Origin of the sequence: Roseicella aerolata, from assembly GCF_020523605.1 — a bacterium.
In the GTDB taxonomy this organism is placed as follows: Bacteria; Pseudomonadota; Alphaproteobacteria; order Acetobacterales; family Acetobacteraceae; genus Paracraurococcus; species Paracraurococcus aerolatus.
Window position 1 is genome coordinate 140,319 of record NZ_JAJAQI010000001.1, and the last position, 16,318, is coordinate 156,636.

General features: G+C 72.8%; 15 protein-coding genes. 12 read left to right on the plus strand and 3 right to left on the minus strand.

Annotation, left to right across the window (positions count from 1 at the left end; all coding sequences use genetic code 11):
* The first annotated feature begins 294 nt into the window (after positions 1-294).
* Positions 295-2,013, plus strand: a complete 1,719-nt coding sequence (rpsA, locus tag LHA35_RS00560; protein WP_226603126.1) for a 30S ribosomal protein S1 — start codon at positions 295-297, stop codon at positions 2,011-2,013.
* 137 nt (positions 2,014-2,150) lie between these two features.
* On the opposite strand, the gene LHA35_RS00565 is transcribed toward rpsA, so the two are convergent.
* Entirely contained in the window at positions 2,151-2,480 is a 330-nt protein-coding gene (locus LHA35_RS00565; RefSeq protein WP_226603128.1) for a hypothetical protein, read from the minus strand.
* A 217-nt stretch (positions 2,481-2,697) separates the two neighbouring features.
* Here LHA35_RS00565 and sppA point away from each other — a divergent pair, with 217 nt between their 5' ends.
* The 6 genes from sppA to LHA35_RS00595 all read left to right on the plus strand — a co-directional run bounded on the left by sppA (position 2,698) and on the right by LHA35_RS00595 (position 6,570).
* The gene (gene sppA, locus LHA35_RS00570) at positions 2,698-3,612 is read left to right on the plus strand and encodes a signal peptide peptidase SppA (protein WP_226603129.1); all 915 of its coding nucleotides are present in this window, start codon (positions 2,698-2,700) and stop codon (positions 3,610-3,612) included.
* A gap of 46 nt (positions 3,613-3,658) precedes the next feature.
* Complete coding sequence (ihfB, locus tag LHA35_RS00575) at positions 3,659-3,985, plus strand: integration host factor subunit beta (protein ID WP_226603132.1); 327 nt, start codon at positions 3,659-3,661, stop codon at positions 3,983-3,985.
* Positions 3,986-4,304: 319 nt separating this feature from the next.
* A complete protein-coding gene (locus LHA35_RS00580) occupies positions 4,305-4,646 on the plus strand; it encodes a LapA family protein (protein WP_226603134.1) in 342 nt (113 codons plus the stop codon).
* A gap of 4 nt (positions 4,647-4,650) precedes the next feature.
* Positions 4,651-5,364, plus strand: a complete 714-nt coding sequence (gene pyrF, locus LHA35_RS00585) for an orotidine-5'-phosphate decarboxylase (RefSeq protein ID WP_226603137.1) — start codon at positions 4,651-4,653, stop codon at positions 5,362-5,364.
* Positions 5,361-6,014, plus strand: coding sequence for a phosphoribosylanthranilate isomerase (locus LHA35_RS00590; protein WP_226603140.1), 654 nt, complete (start codon positions 5,361-5,363; stop codon positions 6,012-6,014). The genes pyrF and LHA35_RS00590 overlap by 4 nt, the downstream gene beginning before the upstream one ends.
* 160 nt (positions 6,015-6,174) lie before the next feature.
* Positions 6,175-6,570, plus strand: coding sequence for a (R)-mandelonitrile lyase (locus LHA35_RS00595; protein WP_226603142.1), 396 nt, complete (start codon positions 6,175-6,177; stop codon positions 6,568-6,570).
* A gap of 51 nt (positions 6,571-6,621) precedes the next feature.
* Here LHA35_RS00595 and ubiM read toward each other — a convergent pair whose 3' ends face one another.
* Entirely contained in the window at positions 6,622-7,818 is a 1,197-nt protein-coding gene (gene ubiM, locus LHA35_RS00600) for a 5-demethoxyubiquinol-8 5-hydroxylase UbiM (RefSeq protein WP_226603145.1), read from the minus strand.
* A gap of 138 nt (positions 7,819-7,956) precedes the next feature.
* Here ubiM and trpB point away from each other — a divergent pair, with 138 nt between their 5' ends.
* From trpB to LHA35_RS00625, 5 genes are all read left to right on the plus strand, one after another.
* A complete protein-coding gene (trpB, locus tag LHA35_RS00605; RefSeq protein ID WP_226603148.1) occupies positions 7,957-9,198 on the plus strand; it encodes a tryptophan synthase subunit beta in 1,242 nt (413 codons plus the stop codon).
* A complete protein-coding gene (gene trpA, locus LHA35_RS00610; RefSeq protein WP_226603151.1) occupies positions 9,195-10,013 on the plus strand; it encodes a tryptophan synthase subunit alpha in 819 nt (272 codons plus the stop codon). The genes trpB and trpA overlap by 4 nt, the downstream gene beginning before the upstream one ends.
* Positions 10,014-10,097: 84 nt before the next feature.
* Positions 10,098-11,042: an acetyl-CoA carboxylase, carboxyltransferase subunit beta gene (gene accD / locus LHA35_RS00615; RefSeq protein WP_226603154.1), complete on the plus strand. Its 945-nt coding sequence runs from the start codon at positions 10,098-10,100 to the stop codon at positions 11,040-11,042.
* 149 nt (positions 11,043-11,191) lie between these two features.
* Complete coding sequence (locus LHA35_RS00620; protein ID WP_226603157.1) at positions 11,192-12,499, plus strand: bifunctional folylpolyglutamate synthase/dihydrofolate synthase; 1,308 nt, start codon at positions 11,192-11,194, stop codon at positions 12,497-12,499.
* 153 nt (positions 12,500-12,652) lie between these two features.
* Positions 12,653-15,562, plus strand: coding sequence for an FG-GAP-like repeat-containing protein (locus LHA35_RS00625; protein ID WP_226603159.1), 2,910 nt, complete (start codon positions 12,653-12,655; stop codon positions 15,560-15,562).
* Positions 15,563-16,069: 507 nt separating this feature from the next.
* On the opposite strand, the gene LHA35_RS00630 is transcribed toward LHA35_RS00625, so the two are convergent.
* Positions 16,070-16,309, minus strand: coding sequence for a hypothetical protein (locus LHA35_RS00630; protein WP_226603515.1), 240 nt, complete (start codon positions 16,307-16,309; stop codon positions 16,070-16,072).
* Positions 16,310-16,318 lie beyond the last annotated feature (9 nt).

Genomic DNA, 16,318 nt, shown 5'->3' on the forward strand with positions numbered 1-16,318 from the left:
CCCTTGACGCCCATGGGCCAAAGGCTTAGCCAAGCTCGGCTGCGTGCCTGAGGGGGGCCGCGGCGTTCGTGTTCCGGGGGGCGGCATGCCGGCCTGCCCGTGGGACGGACCGGTAACGGGCGGGCCGATACGCCGCCTCTGCACAGGGTCGCCGGACGCCTTGGCCGCTCCCGCTGCGGGAGGGCAGGTGTCGGACCAAGTCGTGCCCGTCCTCCCAGGCATCGGCCCGGGACCGCGTCGGGGGCGCAGGGCGCTTGCCTGCTTTCCGCAGGCTTCCCAGGAACAGACCGCTACATGGCAACCGCCACCAGCCTCGCCCAGGATGCGGGGTCCGAGGACTTCGCCGCACTGCTCGATGCCACGCTCGGCGCCGATACCGGCTTCGCCGGCTCGGTCGTCTCCGGCCGCGTGATCCGCATCGATGACGACTACGCCGTCGTGGATGTGGGGCTGAAGAGCGAGGGGCGCGTGCCCCTCAAGGAATTCGCGCCGCAGGGCCAGAAGCCCGAGGTGAAGCCCGGCGACGTCGTCGAGCTCTTCGTCGAGCGCTACGAGGACCGGGACGGCTCCATCGTCCTGTCGCGCGAGAAGGCGCGGCGCGAGGAGGCCTGGACCAACCTCGAGAAGGCCTACCAGGCGCAGCAGCGCGTCAACGGCACCATCTTCGGCCGGGTGAAGGGTGGCTTCACCGTCGATCTCGGCGGCGCCGTGGCCTTCCTCCCCGGCTCCCAGGTCGATATCCGCCCCGTGCGCGATGTCGGCCCGCTGATGGGCAGCCCGCAGCCCTTCCAGATCCTCAAGATGGACCGCGCCCGCGGCAACATCGTGGTGTCGCGCCGCGCGGTGCTCGAGGAGACCCGGGCGGAGCAGCGCAGCGAGCTCATCCAGGGCCTGAAGGAGGGCATGGTCCTCGACGGCGTGGTCAAGAACATCACCGATTACGGTGCGTTCGTGGACCTCGGCGGCGTGGACGGCCTGCTGCACGTCACCGACATCGCCTGGCGCCGCATCAACCACCCGTCCGAGGCGCTGACCATCGGCCAGCCGGTGAAGGTGCAGGTCATCCGCTTCAACAGCGAGACCCAGCGCATCAGCCTCGGCATGAAGCAGCTGATGGCCGACCCGTGGGATGGCGTCGCCATCAAGTACCCGGTCAATGCCAAGTTCAGCGGCCGCGTCACCAACATCACCGACTACGGCGCCTTCGTGGAGCTGGAGCCGGGGGTCGAGGGCCTGGTCCATGTCTCCGAGATGAGCTGGACCAAGAAGAACGTCCATCCCGGCAAGATCGTCGCCACCTCGCAGGAGGTCGACGTGATGATCCTGGACGTGGACGAGCCGAAGCGCCGCATCTCGCTCGGCCTCAAGCAGGCCCAGGGCAACCCCTGGGAGTTGTTCCTCGAGGCCCATCCGCCGGGCTCCGAGGTCGAGGGCGAGATCCGCAACATCACCGAGTTCGGCCTCTTCATCGGCATCGGCCCGGATATCGACGGCATGGTCCACATGTCCGACATCTCCTGGGACGAGCCGGGCGAGCAGGCGATGACGCGCTACAACAAGGGCGACGTCGTCAAGGCGAAGGTGCTGGACGTCGATGTCGAGAAGGAGCGCATCTCGCTCGGCATCAAGCAGCTCCAGGCCGACCCGGCCGCCGAGGTGCTGGACAAGGTCCGCAAGGGCGACATCGTCACCTGCGTGGTCACCCAGGTGCAGGCCAACGGCATCGAGGTGAAGGTCGAGGACGTGCTGACCGGCTTCATCCGCCGGGCCGAGCTGGCGCGTGACCGCGGCGACCAGCGCCCCGACAAGTTCGCCGTCGGCGAGAAGGTCGATGCCAAGGTCGTGGCCGTGGACCGCGCCGCCCGCCGCCTCTCCCTGACCATCAAGGGCAAGGAGATCGAGGAGGAGCGCGAGGCGATGAAGGAGTATGGCTCGACCGACTCCGGCGCGTCGCTGGGCGACATCCTCGGCGCGGCGATCCGCCGCCGCCGCGAGATGGCCGGCGAGGAGTAGGATCCGGCCCTTCCGGGCCGGGCCATCGAAGGGGGGAGCGGGCCGCGAGGTCCGCTCCCTTTTTTCATGCCCGGAGCGTCGATCCGCGCCGAAGGCGAGACCGGCCGCCTGGGGTCGACGCGCCAGGGGCGATCGGCTCAGCGGGTCGGGGCGCCGATGCCCGGGGCGCGGGTGATGCCGCCGACACCCGGGCTGACCTCGACCGGCGCGCCGGCGCCCGTGCCGCCCGTGCCGCCTGTCGGGGCGCGCTGGATGCCGGCGGCGCCCGGGCTCACATCGGTCACGGTCGGGTTCTGCATGGCGCGGCTGCGGTCCTGCTGAATGTTTTGCAACTGCTGCTGGCGCAGCAGGGACTCGGCCGTGCCGGTCGGCTGTGTGGCGAGCGGGCCGGTCTGCCGCGACGGCTCGCAGGCCGCCAGGCCGAGCACGACGAGGGCAAGCCCCCCAAGCCTGCAGGTGGAATTCATCTCGCGCTGCTCCCTTCTGTTCCGCCGGAATCGGTCCCCCGGCATTCCGGAGATGCCGCGCGCAACGATTTGTGCCCTCCGCCCGGCGGTCTGGACGGGAGGCAGGGCCCGGAGGGCATCAGCCGTCCCCGGTGCCTCCGGCCGGCGTCGCGGACCGGCCAGGCCACTGGCGCGGGCGATTCCCAACCCCAACATCCGGTCCAACCCGGAGCATGGCATGGCCCTCGAAACCGACCTCCTCATCGACCGCCGGCGCCTCAAGCGCCGCCTCGCCCTCTGGCGCGCCTTCGCCGTGCTGCTGCTGCTCGCCGGCGCGCTGGCCTGGCTGGCGGATGGCGGGCTGCCGGACCGCCTCGGCCGCGGCCATGTCGTCCGCCTGCCGGTCGAGGGCTTCATCTCCGACGACCGGCGCCTGGCGGAGGCGATCGACAAGCTCGCGAAGCAGGATTCCGCCCGGGCGGTGATCGTCTCCATCGACAGCCCGGGCGGCAGCGTCGGCGGCGGGGAGATGCTGCACGATGCGCTGGTGAGGCTGCGGGAGAAGAAGCCGGTCGTCGCCGTCCTGCGCGGCACCGCGGCCTCGGCCGGCTACATGACGGCCATCGCGGCGGAGCGGGTCTTCGCGCGCGACTCGACCGTCACCGGCTCGATCGGCGTGCTGCTGCAGACGCCCGATGTCTCCGAACTGCTGGCGCGGCTCGGCCTGCGGGTGGAGACCATCCGCTCGGGCGCGCTGAAGGACCAGCCGAGCCCCTTCCACCCCCTCTCGCCCGAGGGAAGGGCGGAGCTGGAGCGGGTGATCCGCGACATGCACGACCAGTTCGTCGGCATGGTGGTCGCCGGCCGGCGGATGCCGGAGGAGCGGGTGCGGGCCTTGGCCGATGGCCGCGTCTTCACCGGCCGGCAGGCGCTGGCCGCCGGGCTGGTGGACGCGATCGGCGGCGAGCGGGAGGCGCGGGCCTGGCTGGCGGCCGAGAAGCAGGTGCCGGAGGACCTGCCGGTGCGTGACCTGGAACTGCGGGGCGCTGCCGAGCGGCTGATCGGCGCGGCCTGGAACGGGCTGGCGAAAACCCTTGTTTCAGAATGGCTTGGCGTTGACGGTTTCCGACTGCTCTGGCAGCCTTCGCGCTGAGCCCTGGCGAGCGCTTGGGTCTGGCCCCTCCCCGGGATTCGCGGTGATGACGAAAAGCGAGCTGATCGCCCAGCTGGCGGCGGAGAACCCCCATCTCCGCCAGCCCGATATCGAACTGATCGTGGCAACGATCTTCGATGAGATCACCGCCGCGCTGGCGCGCGGCGACCGGGTGGAGCTGCGCGGCTTCGGCGCCTTCTCGGCCAAGAAGCGGGAGGCCCGGACGGGCCGCAACCCGCGCACCGGCGCCGCGGTGCCGGTGGCCGGCAAGGCGGTGCCCTATTTCAAGCCGGGCAAGGAGCTGCGCGAGCGGGTGAATGGCGGCGAGCCGCAGCCGACGGGGCGGCCGGCGCGGGCGAAGGTGGAGGCCTGACGCAGACCGCCCCGGGCGTGAATGCCCAGGCGCATGCCCGGCGGCGTGCCTGTCCCGTCGCCGCAGGATGCGGTCCGGGGGCGGGCACGGGCTCCATCGGGCGGTCGCAGGCAGCCAAGCCACGCCGGCGAATCGATCCCCGCTCCGGGTTCCGGTCGAGCGACGGATCGATCCTCCCCTGACCCGTCCCGGGGAATTGGCGGCCCTGCCTCCGTGTTGACGGGGCTTTGGGGCGGCAGCGCCCTTCGCAGGCCATTTCCTTATGCGGCCCCCGGTTGTAGGCATGGCCGACCCGCCCCGTTCGACGGAAGGACCCCCGATGCGCTGGATCCTGCTTCTGCCGCTGCTCCTCCTGCTGGTGCTGTTCGGCCTGTCGAACAAGGAGGAGGTCTCGCTCCGCCTCTGGCCCTTCGACCTGGCCTGGGTCGCGCCGCTCTCGGTCGCGGTGCTGGTGATCGGCGCCGTCTGCTTCCTGCTGGGCGCTGCCATCACCTGGGCGGCCGGCCTGTCGGATCGCCGCCATGCCCGGCGGATGGAGGAGGCGGCGCGGGTGATGGAGGCGGAGCTGGCGGAGCATCGCGCCGCCGCGGCGAAGCGCGTCGGCCCCGTGCCGCCCCGGGCCGGGACCAATCTGGTGCCGATGCACCGCTCGGCGGCGTGACCGCATGCTGGCCCGCCCCACCACGCCCGCTGCCCGGCTGATCCCGGCGATCGACACCGGCGACCCCGCCCGGGCCAAGGTGCTGGCGACCGCGCTCGCGCCCCATTGCGGCGCGCTGAAGCTGGGGCTGGAACTGTTCATGGCGGACGGGCCGCATGCGGTGCGGGCCATGGCGGCGGTGGCGCCGGTCTTCCTCGACCTCAAGCTGCACGACATCCCGAACACGGTCGCGGGCGCCGTGCGTTCCCTGCTGCCGCTGAAGCCGGCCATGCTGACCCTGCACGGCGCGGGCGGCGGGGCGATGATCGGGGCGGCGCGGGAGGCGGCGGAGAAGGCCGGCGCGGCGCGGCCGGTGCTGCTGGCGGTCACGGTCCTGACCAGCATCGATGCCGCGGCGCTGGCCGCGACCGGCGTGGCCGGCGGGCCGGTGCAGCAGGTGCTGCGCCTCGCGCGCCTCGCGCTCGATGCCGGGGCGGATGGCCTGGTCTGCTCCCCGCAGGAGGTGGCGCGGATCCGCGATGCCTTCGGGGAGCGGCCGCTGCTGGTGGTGCCGGGCATCCGCCCGGCCGGCAGCGCGGCGGGCGACCAGGCACGGACGGCGACACCGGCCGAGGCCGTCGCGGCCGGGGCGGACTGGATCGTGGTGGGGCGCCCCGTCACTGGGGCCGCCGACCCGGCGGCGGCCGCGCAGGCCATCGCCGAGAGCCTACCGGCGTGACTCTCGTCAAGATCTGCGGGGTGAAGGATGCGGCGGGCTTCGATGCCGCCGTCGCGGCCGGGGCCGACCTCATCGGCTTCGTCTTCTACCCGCCCTCGCCGCGGGCGGTGACGGCGGCGGCGGCGGCGGAGCTTTCCGGCCGCGCGCCGAGGGGGGGAGAGGGCGGGCCGCTGCGGGTCGGGCTGTTCGTGGACCCCGAGGATGCGCTGCTGGAGGCGGTGCTGGCCGCCCTGCCGCTCGACCTCATCCAGCTCCATGGCGAGGAGAAGCCGGCCCGCGCCGCCGGGATCCGGGCCCGCTTCGGCATCCCGGTGATGAAGGCGCTGGGGATTGCGGAGCCGGCCGACCTGGGGCTGCTGGCGGAGTATGCCCCCGCCGTGGACCGCTTCCTGCTGGATGCCAAGCCGCCGCCGGGCGCCAGCCTGCCGGGCGGCAATGCCGCCGCCTTCGACTGGCGGCTGGTGGCGGGCCGGCCGATCCCGCGCCCCTGGCTCCTGGCCGGCGGGCTGACGCCCGACAATGTCGCCGAGGCGCTGCGCCACACCGGCGCGCCGGGGGTGGACGTGTCCTCCGGCGTCGAGAAGGCGCGGGGGGTGAAGGACCCGGCGCGGATCGCCGCCTTCGTCGCGGCGGCGCGCGGCGCGGGCTGAGGGCGGCACCCCGCTGCCGCGAGACGGGCGCGGTCGTCGCTCTCTCCTCCCATCCACGGCCCCGCGCGGGTCCGGGCCCCTGACCTTGGCTGCCGCGCCTCCCATCTGACCAACTGGCACCCCCGGCGGCCGGGGGCGCGGCCAGGGAAGGAGACAGGGCATGGAGATCAGGCGCGCGGGCTCCCAGCCCTCCGGCAAGGGGCCGGCGGAATGGTTCACCGGCACGGTCCGCATCGACCCGCTGTTCAGCCCACCCGGTCCTGCGCGGGTCGCCGGCGCCAGCGTCACCTTCGAGCCCGGCGCCCGCACGGCCTGGCACACGCATCCGCTCGGCCAGACCCTGCTGGTCACGAGCGGCTGCGGCTGGGTCCAGCGCGAGGGCGGTCCGGTCGAGGAGATCCGCCCGGGCGACGTGGTCTGGTTCGCGCCGGGCGAGAAGCACTGGCACGGGGCCGCGCCCGGCACCGCGATGACCCATATCGCCATCCAGGAAAGGCTCGACGGCAAGGCGGTGGACTGGATGGAGCCGGTGAGCGAGGCGCAGTACCGGGCGTGACCGGGCCCGGCACCGCGGCGGGCCGGGGGCCGTGGCCCCGCGCCCGCCGCGTCAGGCCCGCACCAGACCCCCGCCGCCCCGGTCCATCAGCTGGGCCGCGATCATGTCCCGCACCAGCGGCAGCCTTGCGCCCAGCCCCAGCACGGCCTCCCGCGCCAGCCGCGCCGGCAGCCGGTCATCCGTGAACAGCCCGACCACCGCATTCGTCGCCGTGTAGAGCGGCCAGGTGGCGCGGCGGTGCTTCGCCTCGTAGCGGGCCAGCACCCCGGGCGCGGCGATGTCGCCGCCCCGCGCCTGCGCCGCCCGGATCTCCGCGGCCAGGGTATTGGCGCCGCGCAGGCCGAGGTTGAAGCCATGCGCCGTGACCGGATGCATCCCCACCGCGGCATCGCCCATCAGGGCGAAGCGCTCCGCCACGAAGCGCGCGGCATAGGTGGCGACCAGCGGGTAGACATGCCGCGTGCCGGACGGCTGCATGGCGCCGAGGCGCCGGCCATAGCGGCGGGTGACCTCCGCGCCGAATTCCGCCTCCTCCAGCCGCATCAGCCGGGCGATCTCCCGCTCCGGCAGGGTCAGGACGGCGGAGGAGCAATGGCCGTTCAGCGGCAGCATGGCGATGGTCTGGCCCTGGCCGAACCATTCGGTCGCGACCTGCCGGTGCGGTGCCTGATGCACCATGCGGCAGACCAGCATGGCCTTGCCGAAATCCCGCATCGCCGCCGGGATGCCCATGCGCCGGCGCAGTTCCGAGAAGCGGGTATCGGCGGCCACGACCAGCCGCGCCGCCACCGACCCGCCGCCCGCGAGGCCGAGCCGCGCGCCCTCCGGGCCGGTCTCCACGGCGGTCACGGCCGTGCCGGCCATCAGCGTGATCCCGGGCCGGGGCATGGCGGCCTCGAACAGGGCGCGGCGGATCAGGTGGTTGGGCACCAGCCAGCCGAGTTGCGCCTCCCGCCGCCCCGCCGTGTCGAAGCGGAGCGCCTGGCGCGGCGCGGGGCCGTTCAGCACCACCGCCTCCCGCAGCGGCGCGACCTCCGCGGCGGGGATGCGGTCCCAGGCGCCGAGCCGCCGCAGCAGCGTGACGGAGAGATGGGTGAGGGCGATCTCCCGCCCGTCGAAGGCGGGTTCGGCGAGCGCCGCCTCGGGCTGGCGCTCCAGCAGGGCGATGCTCAGGCCGCTGCCGGCGAGGGACAGGGCGAAGCCGAGCCCGGCCGGTCCGGCGCCCACCACCACGACATCGAATTGCATGACCTCTGGCCTCTTCCCCCTGGGGTGCCGCCACCGGCGACTCCGTGCGGCGCCACGGAAAGGGGCCGCGCCGTGCCGCCTACCCGGCCCCGGCCCGGCGCGCTATGAGGACGCGCAAATCCGCGGGGAAATCAGGTCGTGAACAAGACGGTGCCGCTCAACTCCTTCCGCCAGGGGCCGGATGCGAGGGGACGCTTTGGCCAATTCGGCGGCCGTTTCGTGGCCGAGACGCTGATGCCGCTGATCCTGGAGGTTGAGAAGGCCTATGAGGCGGCGAAGCGCGACCCGCAATTCGACGCGGAATGGCGCCGGCTGCTGACCCATTATGTCGGCCGGCCCAGCCCGCTCTGGTACGCTGATCGGCTGACCGAGCACCTGCGCAAGGATGCGGCGCCGGGCAAGGGCGCCAAGGTCTATTTCAAGCGCGACGAGCTGAACCACACCGGGGCGCACAAGATCAATGCCGTGCTCGGCCAGATCCTGCTGGCCAAGCGCATGGGCAAGACCCGGATCATCGCCGAGACCGGCGCCGGCCAGCACGGCGTGGCGACGGCGACCGCCTGCGCGCTCTTCGACCTGCCCTGCACGGTCTTCATGGGCGCGACCGATGTCGAGCGGCAGCAGCCCAATGTCTTCCGGATGAAGCTGCTGGGCGCGCAGGTGATGCCCGTGACCTCCGGCGCCGCGACGCTGAAGGACGCGATGAACGAAGCCCTGCGCTACTGGGTGGCCAATGTCGAGGACACCTATTACTGCATCGGCACCGTCGCCGGCCCGCACCCCTACCCGGCCATGGTCCGCGACTTCCAGAGCGTGATCGGGACCGAGGCGCGCGCGCAGATGCAGGAGGCCGAGGGAAGGCTGCCGGATGCGCTGGTGGCGGCCATCGGCGGCGGGTCGAACGCCATGGGCCTGTTCTATCCCTTCCTCGACGACCCCGAGGTGCAGATGTTCGGCGTGGAGGCCGCCGGCCGCGGCCTGCATACCGAGGAACATGCGGCGAGCCTGGAGAAGGGCCGCCCCGGCGTGCTGCACGGCAACCGCATGTACCTGCTGCAGGACGCAGACGGCCAGGTGCAGGAGGCGCATTCGATCAGCGCCGGCCTCGACTACCCCGGCGTCGGGCCGGAGCATTCCTGGCTGCATGAGCTTGGCCGGGTGCAGTATGTCGGCGCGACGGATGACGAGGCGCTGGCCGCTTTCCAGCTCTGCTCGAAGCTCGAGGGCATCATCCCGGCGCTGGAGCCGGCGCATGCGCTGGCCTATGTCATCAGGCAGGCGCCGGCCATGGCGCGGGACCAGATCCTGCTGATGAATCTCTGCGGCCGCGGCGACAAGGACATCTTCACCGTGGCGCGCCATCTGGGAGTCGAGATGTGAGCCGGATTGCGCAACGCTTCGCCGATCTGAAGCGGGAAGGGCGCGGCGCGCTCGTCACCTATCTCCAGGCCTATGACCCGGATCCGGCGACGTCGCTGGCCCTGCTGCGCGGCCTGCCGGGGGCCGGCGCCGATGTCATCGAGGTCGGCGTGCCCTTCACCGACCCGATGGCCGATGGCCCCTCCATCCAGAAGGCGGCGATCCGGGCGCTGAAGGCCGGGGCGACGCTGTCCCGCGTGCTGGCCATGGTGCGCGACTTCCGCAAGGGGAACGACACCACCCCCATCGTGCTGATGGGCTACTACAACCCTATCCTCGCCTACGGCATCGAGCGCTTCTGCACCGATGCGTCCTGCTCCGGCGTCGATGGCCTGATCATCGTCGATGTCCCGCCGGAGGAGGCGGATGAGGTGGAGCCGCATGCCCGGGCGCAGGGTCTCGACCTGATCCGGCTGGTGGCGCCGACAACGGATGAGGCGCGGCTGCCGCGCGTGCTCGCCGCCACCTCGGGCTTCGTCTACTACGTCTCCATCGCCGGCATCACCGGCACCCGCAGCGCCAGCAGCGCCAGCCTGGAAGCGGCGGTCCCCCGCATCCGCCGGCACACCGACCTGCCGGTCTGCATCGGCTTCGGCATCCGCACGCCGCAGCAGGCCGCCGAGGCGGCGCGGCTGGCCGATGGCGCGGTGGTCGGGACGGCGCTGGTGGACACGCTGGCCGCCAGCCTGGACGAGGACGGCCAGGCGCGGCCGGAGACGGTGCGGCAGGTGCTGGACCAGGTGCGCGGGCTGGCGGAGGCGATCCGGGCGGGCTGAGGCGGCGCGGGCCCGGTCGCGGACGGAACCCTTGCGCCCCGGGCCCCGCCGCGACTACTCCCCCGCCGTTGCCATGAGGACCCGATGAACTGGATCAGCGAATGGGCGCTGCCGAAGATCAAGACGCTCTTCGGCGCGCCGCGCGAGGTGCCGGACAACCTCTGGCACAAATGCTCCGCCTGCGAGCAGATGGTGTTCCACCGCGACCTGGAGCGGAACCTGCATGTCTGCCCGCATTGCGGCCATCACATGCGGATCGGCGCCCGCCAGCGGCTGGACTACACGCTGGATGAGGGCTGGCAGCGGATCGAACTGCCCAAGGCCCCGGCCGACCCCCTTCGCTTCCGCGACCAGCGCCGCTACGGCGACCGGCTGCGGGAGGCCCAGGCCAAGGCCGGCCAGGAGGACGCCGTGGTGGTGGCGCATGGCGCCATCGAGGGGATCCGGGTGGTCGCCGCCGCCTTCGAGTTCAGCTTCATGGGCGGCTCCATGGGCGCCGGGGTCGGGGAGGCGATCGTCACCGCCGCCCGCCTCGCCGTGCTGCAGGACAGCCCGCTGATCGTCTTCACCGCCTCGGGCGGGGCGCGCATGCAGGAAGGCGCCATCAGCCTGATGCAGATGCCGCGCACCGTCATCGCCACGCGGATGGTGAAGGAGGCGGGGCTGCCCTTCATCGTGGTGCTGTCCGACCCGACCACCGGTGGCGTCACCGCCAGCTTCGCCATGCTGGGCGACATCCAGATCGCCGAGCCCGGCGCCATGATCGGCTTCGCCGGCGCCCGCGTGATCGAGCAGACGGTGCGGGAAAAGCTGCCGGACGGCTTCCAGCGGGCGGAATACCTGCTGGAGCACGGCATCCTCGACATGGTGGTGAAGCGCGGCGAGATGCGCGCGACGCTGGCCCGCCTGATCGGCCTGCTGCGGATGCCGGAGCGCCTGCCCGACATGCCGGCCGAGCCCGAGCCGATGACCGCCCTGCCCGCGCCCGCTGCCCCCGCCGAGCCGGAAAGCGCCGGTCCCGGCGCGTGACAGCCTCCGGTCGCGGAGGGCCGGAGGCCCTGAGCGTGGATCGGCCGCATCCTGCGACGGCGTCCGATCGCGGAGGGCCGGAGGCCCGGAGCGTGAATCGGCCGCGTCCTGCGACAGCGTCCGATCGCGGAGGACCCAGCCCGGCGCAGGTGCCGGGCCGGAGCGCGGACCGGCCATCCCTCCCGGCGAGCCGCAGCGAGGCCATCATCGACCGCCTGCACGCGCTCCATCCGAAGCTGATCGATCTCAGCCTCGGGCGGATGGAGCGGCTGCTGGCGGCGCTCGGCCACCCCGAACGCGCCCTGCCGCCGGTCATCCATGTGGCAGGCACCAACGGCAAGGGCAGCACCTGCGCCTTCCTGCGCGCGATCGCGGAAGCCGCGGGGCAGCGGGTGCATGTCTATACCTCCCCCCACCTGGTCCGCTTCCACGAGCGCATCCGCCTGGCCGGGGAACTGGTGGGGGAGGAGGCGCTGACCGCCGCGCTGGAGGAGGTGGAGGCGGTGAATGCCGGCGCCCCCATCACCGTCTTCGAGGTGATCACCGCCACCGCCCTGCTGCTCTTCAGCCGCGTGCCGGCCGGGTTGCTGGTGCTGGAGGTCGGTCTCGGCGGCCGGTTCGACGCGACCAATGTCATCGAGCGGCCGGCGGCGACCGCCATCACCTCGATCTCCATGGACCATATGGAGTTCCTGGGCGACACGCTGGAGAAGATCGCCTTCGAGAAGGCGGGCATCCTGAAGCCCGGCATGCCCTGCGCGACCGGCGTGCAGGACCCGCGCGCGCTCGGCGTCATCGCCGCCCGCGCCGCGGCGGTCGGCGCGCCGCTGCTGGCGCGCGGACGGGACTGGCGGATGGCGGAGCAGCCGGGCGGGCTGCGCTATGAGGACGCGGCCGGCGGCATCGACCTGCCGCCGCCCGGGCTGCTCGGCCCGCACCAGGCGGACAATGCCGGCATCGCCATCGCCGCGCTGCGCGCCTGGAATCCGCCCTGGCTCACCGCGGCGGCGATCGCCGCGGGCGTGGCCGCGGCCGAGTGGCCGGCGCGGCTGCAGCGGCTGCGCGGCGCGCTGGCGGCCACCCTGCCGCCGGACTGGGAACTCTGGCTGGATGGCGGCCACAATGCCGGCGGCGGCGCCGCGCTGGCGGAGCAACTGGCACGCTGGCAGGATCGGCCGCTGCACCTCGTCGTCGGGATGAAGGGCGGCAAGGCGGTCGGGGAATTCCTCCGCCCGCTGCTGCGGCACGCGACCACGCTCTGGGCCGTGGCGGAGCCGGGCCAGCACCTGGCGACGCCGGTCGAGCGCATCATCGAGGCAAGCGGCTTCCTGGCGCGGCCCGGCCCGAGCGTGGCCGAGGCCCTGGCGGCGCTGCCGCGCGGCGGGGCACCGGCGCGGGTGCTGGTTTGCGGCAGCCTCTACCTGGCGGGTGAGGTGCTCAAGATGGATGCGCCGTAACGGAATACCTCATTCCGCGCGAATGAGAAGGTGGATCTGCCCTCGCTGCGCGATCGCTGGATGACCACGACTATTACGCGATTGTGAACAGAGATATTGCGCAACCGCGTCATTCCGGATACCAGCGGACATTCCCTGGGTGGAAGCTGGACGATGACGTTCTCAGGTACTCCGGCCGATGAAACGCTCCTGGGCGGCACCGGCTCGGACTCGATCACTGGCGGTGGCGGCACCGACCTCCTCAGCTACGCCGCCCTGTCCGCCGCCCAGGCCCTGACCGCCGTCTTCAGCGCACCGGGCAGCGCGATCATCACCAAGCGTCAGAATGGGATCCTGCTCGGGACGGATACGGTCGCCGGCTTCTCCATCATCCTCGGCGGAGCCGGCGATGACCTGTTCGACCTCTCGGGCCCTCTCGGCGCGTCGAGCATCGGGTCGCGCGTGCTCTCGATCCGCGGCGGCGCGGGCAACGACACCATCCTCGCGGGCGGTCACGCCTCGGTCGAACTCGATTACTCCGCCGCGCCGGCCGGCGTCGCCGTCTCGCTCGAGACCGGCACGGATGCCGCCGGCAACCGCACCGGCATCGCGCGCGACGGCCAGGGCGGGACCGATACCCTGGTCAATGTGCTGCGGGTGCGCGGCTCCGCTTTCTCCGACCGGGTGAATGGTGGCAGCGGCAATGACACCATCATCGGTAGCCTTGGCAATGACAGCCTGATCGGCGGCGGCGGCACGAACACCCTCGACTACTCGCAACTGGCCGGGCGGTCGGTGACCGTCACGCTGACCGCCGCCAGCGGCGGCACTGCGGAGAAGAGCGAGGGCGGCGGCACCGACGGCTTCGCGGGCTTCGGCACCATCATCGGCACCGCCGGCGCCGACCGCCTGCGGGGCGCGGCCAATGCGCAGTCCCTCCAGGTGCTGCAGGGCATGGCGGGGCAGGATTCGATCGACGGCGCCGGCTCCACGCAGGTTCTCGTCGACTACTCGCTCAGCCCGGCGGGCGTCTCCATCGATCTCGCGGCCGGCCGCGCGACGGATGGCTGGGGCACGTCCGACGAGTTGTCCGAGGTGGTGCGGGTGCGCGGCTCCGCCTTCGCCGACACGGTCAACGGCAGCGGCCGTAACGAGCATTTCGACGCCAGCCTGGGAAATGACCGCTATGCGGGCGGCGGTGGCACCGACACGCTCAGCTATGCCGGCCTTGCCGGGCGGGCCGTCACCATCGTCATGTCCGGCGAGGCTTCTGGCACCGCGACGAAGGGCGATGGCGGCGGTACCGACAGCTTCAGCGGCATCGGCATATTCGAGGGCAGCGCCGGCAACGACAGCATCATGGGCTTCGCCGGCACGGCCCGCCTGACATTGCTGGCCGGCATGGGCGGCATCGACACCATCGATGGCGCCGGCAATGCCCTGAACGTCGTCGACTATTCCCGGAGCTACGGGGTGGGGGTGAACCTCGCCAATGGCGTGGCCTCCGATGGCGCCGGCAGCTACGACATCCTGCGGAACGTCCGCGGCGTGCTGGGCTCCCGCTTCAACGACACCATCATCGGCAGCGCGGCATCGGATACCTTCCACGCCTCGGGCGGCAGCGACCAGTACAGCGGCGGCGACGGGGTGGATACGCTGGACTACAGCCTCTCCGCCACGGCCATCAGCGTCTCCTCGACAGGGACCCATGCCGGCACGGTCGGCAAGATGGGCACCGGGAATGCGGACAGCTTCACCGGCATCGAACGGATCATCGGCAGCACCCGGGCGGATCGCTTCAGCGGCGGCAGCGCGGCCGAGACGCTTCTCGGCGGCGCCGGCAACGATACGATCGCAGGCGGCGATGGGCACGACCTGCTCGATGGCGGCCCCGACAACGATTCCCTGAACGGCGGCGCCGGCGACGACACCCTGCTGGGCGGCGCCGGCAAGGATGTGCTGGTGGGCGGGACCGGCGACGACCTGCTCATCGGCGGTGCCGGCCGGGATGTCGTGGTCTTCTCCGGCACCCGGGCGGCCACGACGCTGACCCGCAATGCCGATGGCAGCTGGACCGCCCGCGGCCCGAACGGCACGGACAGACTGCAGGATGTCGAGGTCCTGCAATTCGCCGACGGCAAGGTCGTGCTGCGGCCGGCCGAGCGGGATTTCGACGGCGACGGGCGGAGCGACATCCTGTTCGACAACACGGTCATCACGGCGTCCCATCGCGCGCTCGCGCAATGGCAGGTGGATGGCGGGACCTGGCTGTCCGGCAGCACCTTCGCCCATGTGGATCCGGACTGGAGCGTGGCCGCCACCGGCGACTTCAACGGCGACGGCCGGGCCGACCTGCTCTGGCAGCGGCCGGACGGCATGGCCGCGATCTGGCTGATGGACGGCGCCAGCGGCCTGGCCGGCGATACCATCTACGCCCCCGCTCCGGGCGAGGCCTTCCGGATCGCGGGCGCCGGGGATTTCAACGGCGACGGCCGGTCGGACATCCTGTTCGAGCGGGAGGTCCAGGACAGTGCCGGGAAGGCCTGGCGTGCCCTGTCGCTCTGGCAGATGAACGGGCTCGCGGTCTCCGGCGGCGGCTTCGTCGCCCATGCCGAGGCCGACTGGTCCGTCGCCGGCGTCGCGGATTTCGATGGCGACGGCCGCGCCGACATCCTCTGGCGGCACACGGACAGCACGGTCGCGCTCTGGCGGATGGACGGCACGGCCTATCTCGGCGGCGGCAGCATCCACCGGCCGGGGGCTGACTGGGACGTGACCGGCACCGGCGACCTCAATGGCGACGGGCGGGCGGACATCCTGTTCCGCCATACCGATGGCTCGGTGGCGGCCTGGCTGATGGACGGCATGGCGGTGCTGGGCGCGGCGACGCTCTACAATCCCGGCACCGCCTGGCGGGTCGCGGGGACGGGTGACTATGACGGCGATGGCCGCGCCGACATCCTGTGGCGGCACGAGGCGCCGGGTGTCTCCGTGACCGAGGTGCAGATCTGGCGCATGGACGGGCTGGCCGTGACACAGGCCGAGACCCTCGCCTATGTCGAGGCGGAGTGGCGCATCGTCTGATGAATCCGGCCGCGCCGGACATCCGCCCGCGCTTTCGTCGCAAGCGCGGGCGTGACGCCGGCCTGCCGCGTCACGGACCCGGAGTCCTGCCGCGCAGAGCTTGACCAGCCCGCATCAGCCCTGACCCGTAGCCGTCCTCGATGGCTGTCCCAAAGGCCCCGATCACGGATCCCCGAAGCGGCCCGCCACCAAGGCGGCCCTCCTGCCCGGAGGCGGTCGCGCCTCCGGGCCGCTGGCATGGAGCCGCCGACAGGCACCAGCCGGTCGGCGGGGCCGCCCGGCTGGCCCGCCCCGCCCGGCGCCCGCCCTCTGCCCGGTGGATCCGGCGGCAGCCCCCCGCCGAGGGCAGGTGGGGCATGGCCGCCTCCGGGCGGCCGCAGGGTTCCGGGGCGGAGACGGGTCGGGCGCCGCCGCCGGCCCTCGGCCCGTCTCCGGCCTCCGCGCGGGGCGGTTGCCAGCCGGCCGCTGTCCGACTCGCGCAGGCCCGCCGCCGCGGCCTGTGCGGCTTCAGCCCTGCGCCGGGCCGCCGAACAGCAGGAAGATCCGGGCGGCGGGCGGCCAGGCAGCGACGATCTCCACCCGGTAGAGCCAGAGCAGGAAGACCAGCGCGCCCACCGCCAGGATCGAGGCCGCCCAGGCGGCGCGCAGGGCGAGGGCGCTGCGCGGCGGCACGTCCTCCGGATGGGGCAGGGGCGGATCGATCGGTTGCGGGATGCGGGGCCGCGCCGCCGGCACCGGCGGCGGCATGGGGCGGGC

Coding starts and splice junctions, on each gene's coding strand:
- LHA35_RS00630 (WP_226603515.1), bottom strand. CDS start 16,309: ATGCCGCCGCCGGTGCCGGCGGCGCGGCCCCGCATCCCGCAACCGATC.
- ihfB (WP_226603132.1), top strand. CDS start 3,659: ATGACGAAAAGCGAGCTGATCGCCCAGCTGGCGGCGGAGAACCCCCAT.
- LHA35_RS00595 (WP_226603142.1), top strand. CDS start 6,175: ATGGAGATCAGGCGCGCGGGCTCCCAGCCCTCCGGCAAGGGGCCGGCG.
- ubiM (WP_226603145.1), bottom strand. CDS start 7,818: ATGCAATTCGATGTCGTGGTGGTGGGCGCCGGACCGGCCGGGCTCGGC.
- rpsA (WP_226603126.1), top strand. CDS start 295: ATGGCAACCGCCACCAGCCTCGCCCAGGATGCGGGGTCCGAGGACTTC.
- LHA35_RS00580 (WP_226603134.1), top strand. CDS start 4,305: ATGCGCTGGATCCTGCTTCTGCCGCTGCTCCTCCTGCTGGTGCTGTTC.
- pyrF (WP_226603137.1), top strand. CDS start 4,651: ATGCTGGCCCGCCCCACCACGCCCGCTGCCCGGCTGATCCCGGCGATC.
- sppA (WP_226603129.1), top strand. CDS start 2,698: ATGGCCCTCGAAACCGACCTCCTCATCGACCGCCGGCGCCTCAAGCGC.
- accD (WP_226603154.1), top strand. CDS start 10,098: ATGAACTGGATCAGCGAATGGGCGCTGCCGAAGATCAAGACGCTCTTC.
- LHA35_RS00625 (WP_226603159.1), top strand. CDS start 12,653: ATGACGTTCTCAGGTACTCCGGCCGATGAAACGCTCCTGGGCGGCACC.
- LHA35_RS00565 (WP_226603128.1), bottom strand. CDS start 2,480: ATGAATTCCACCTGCAGGCTTGGGGGGCTTGCCCTCGTCGTGCTCGGC.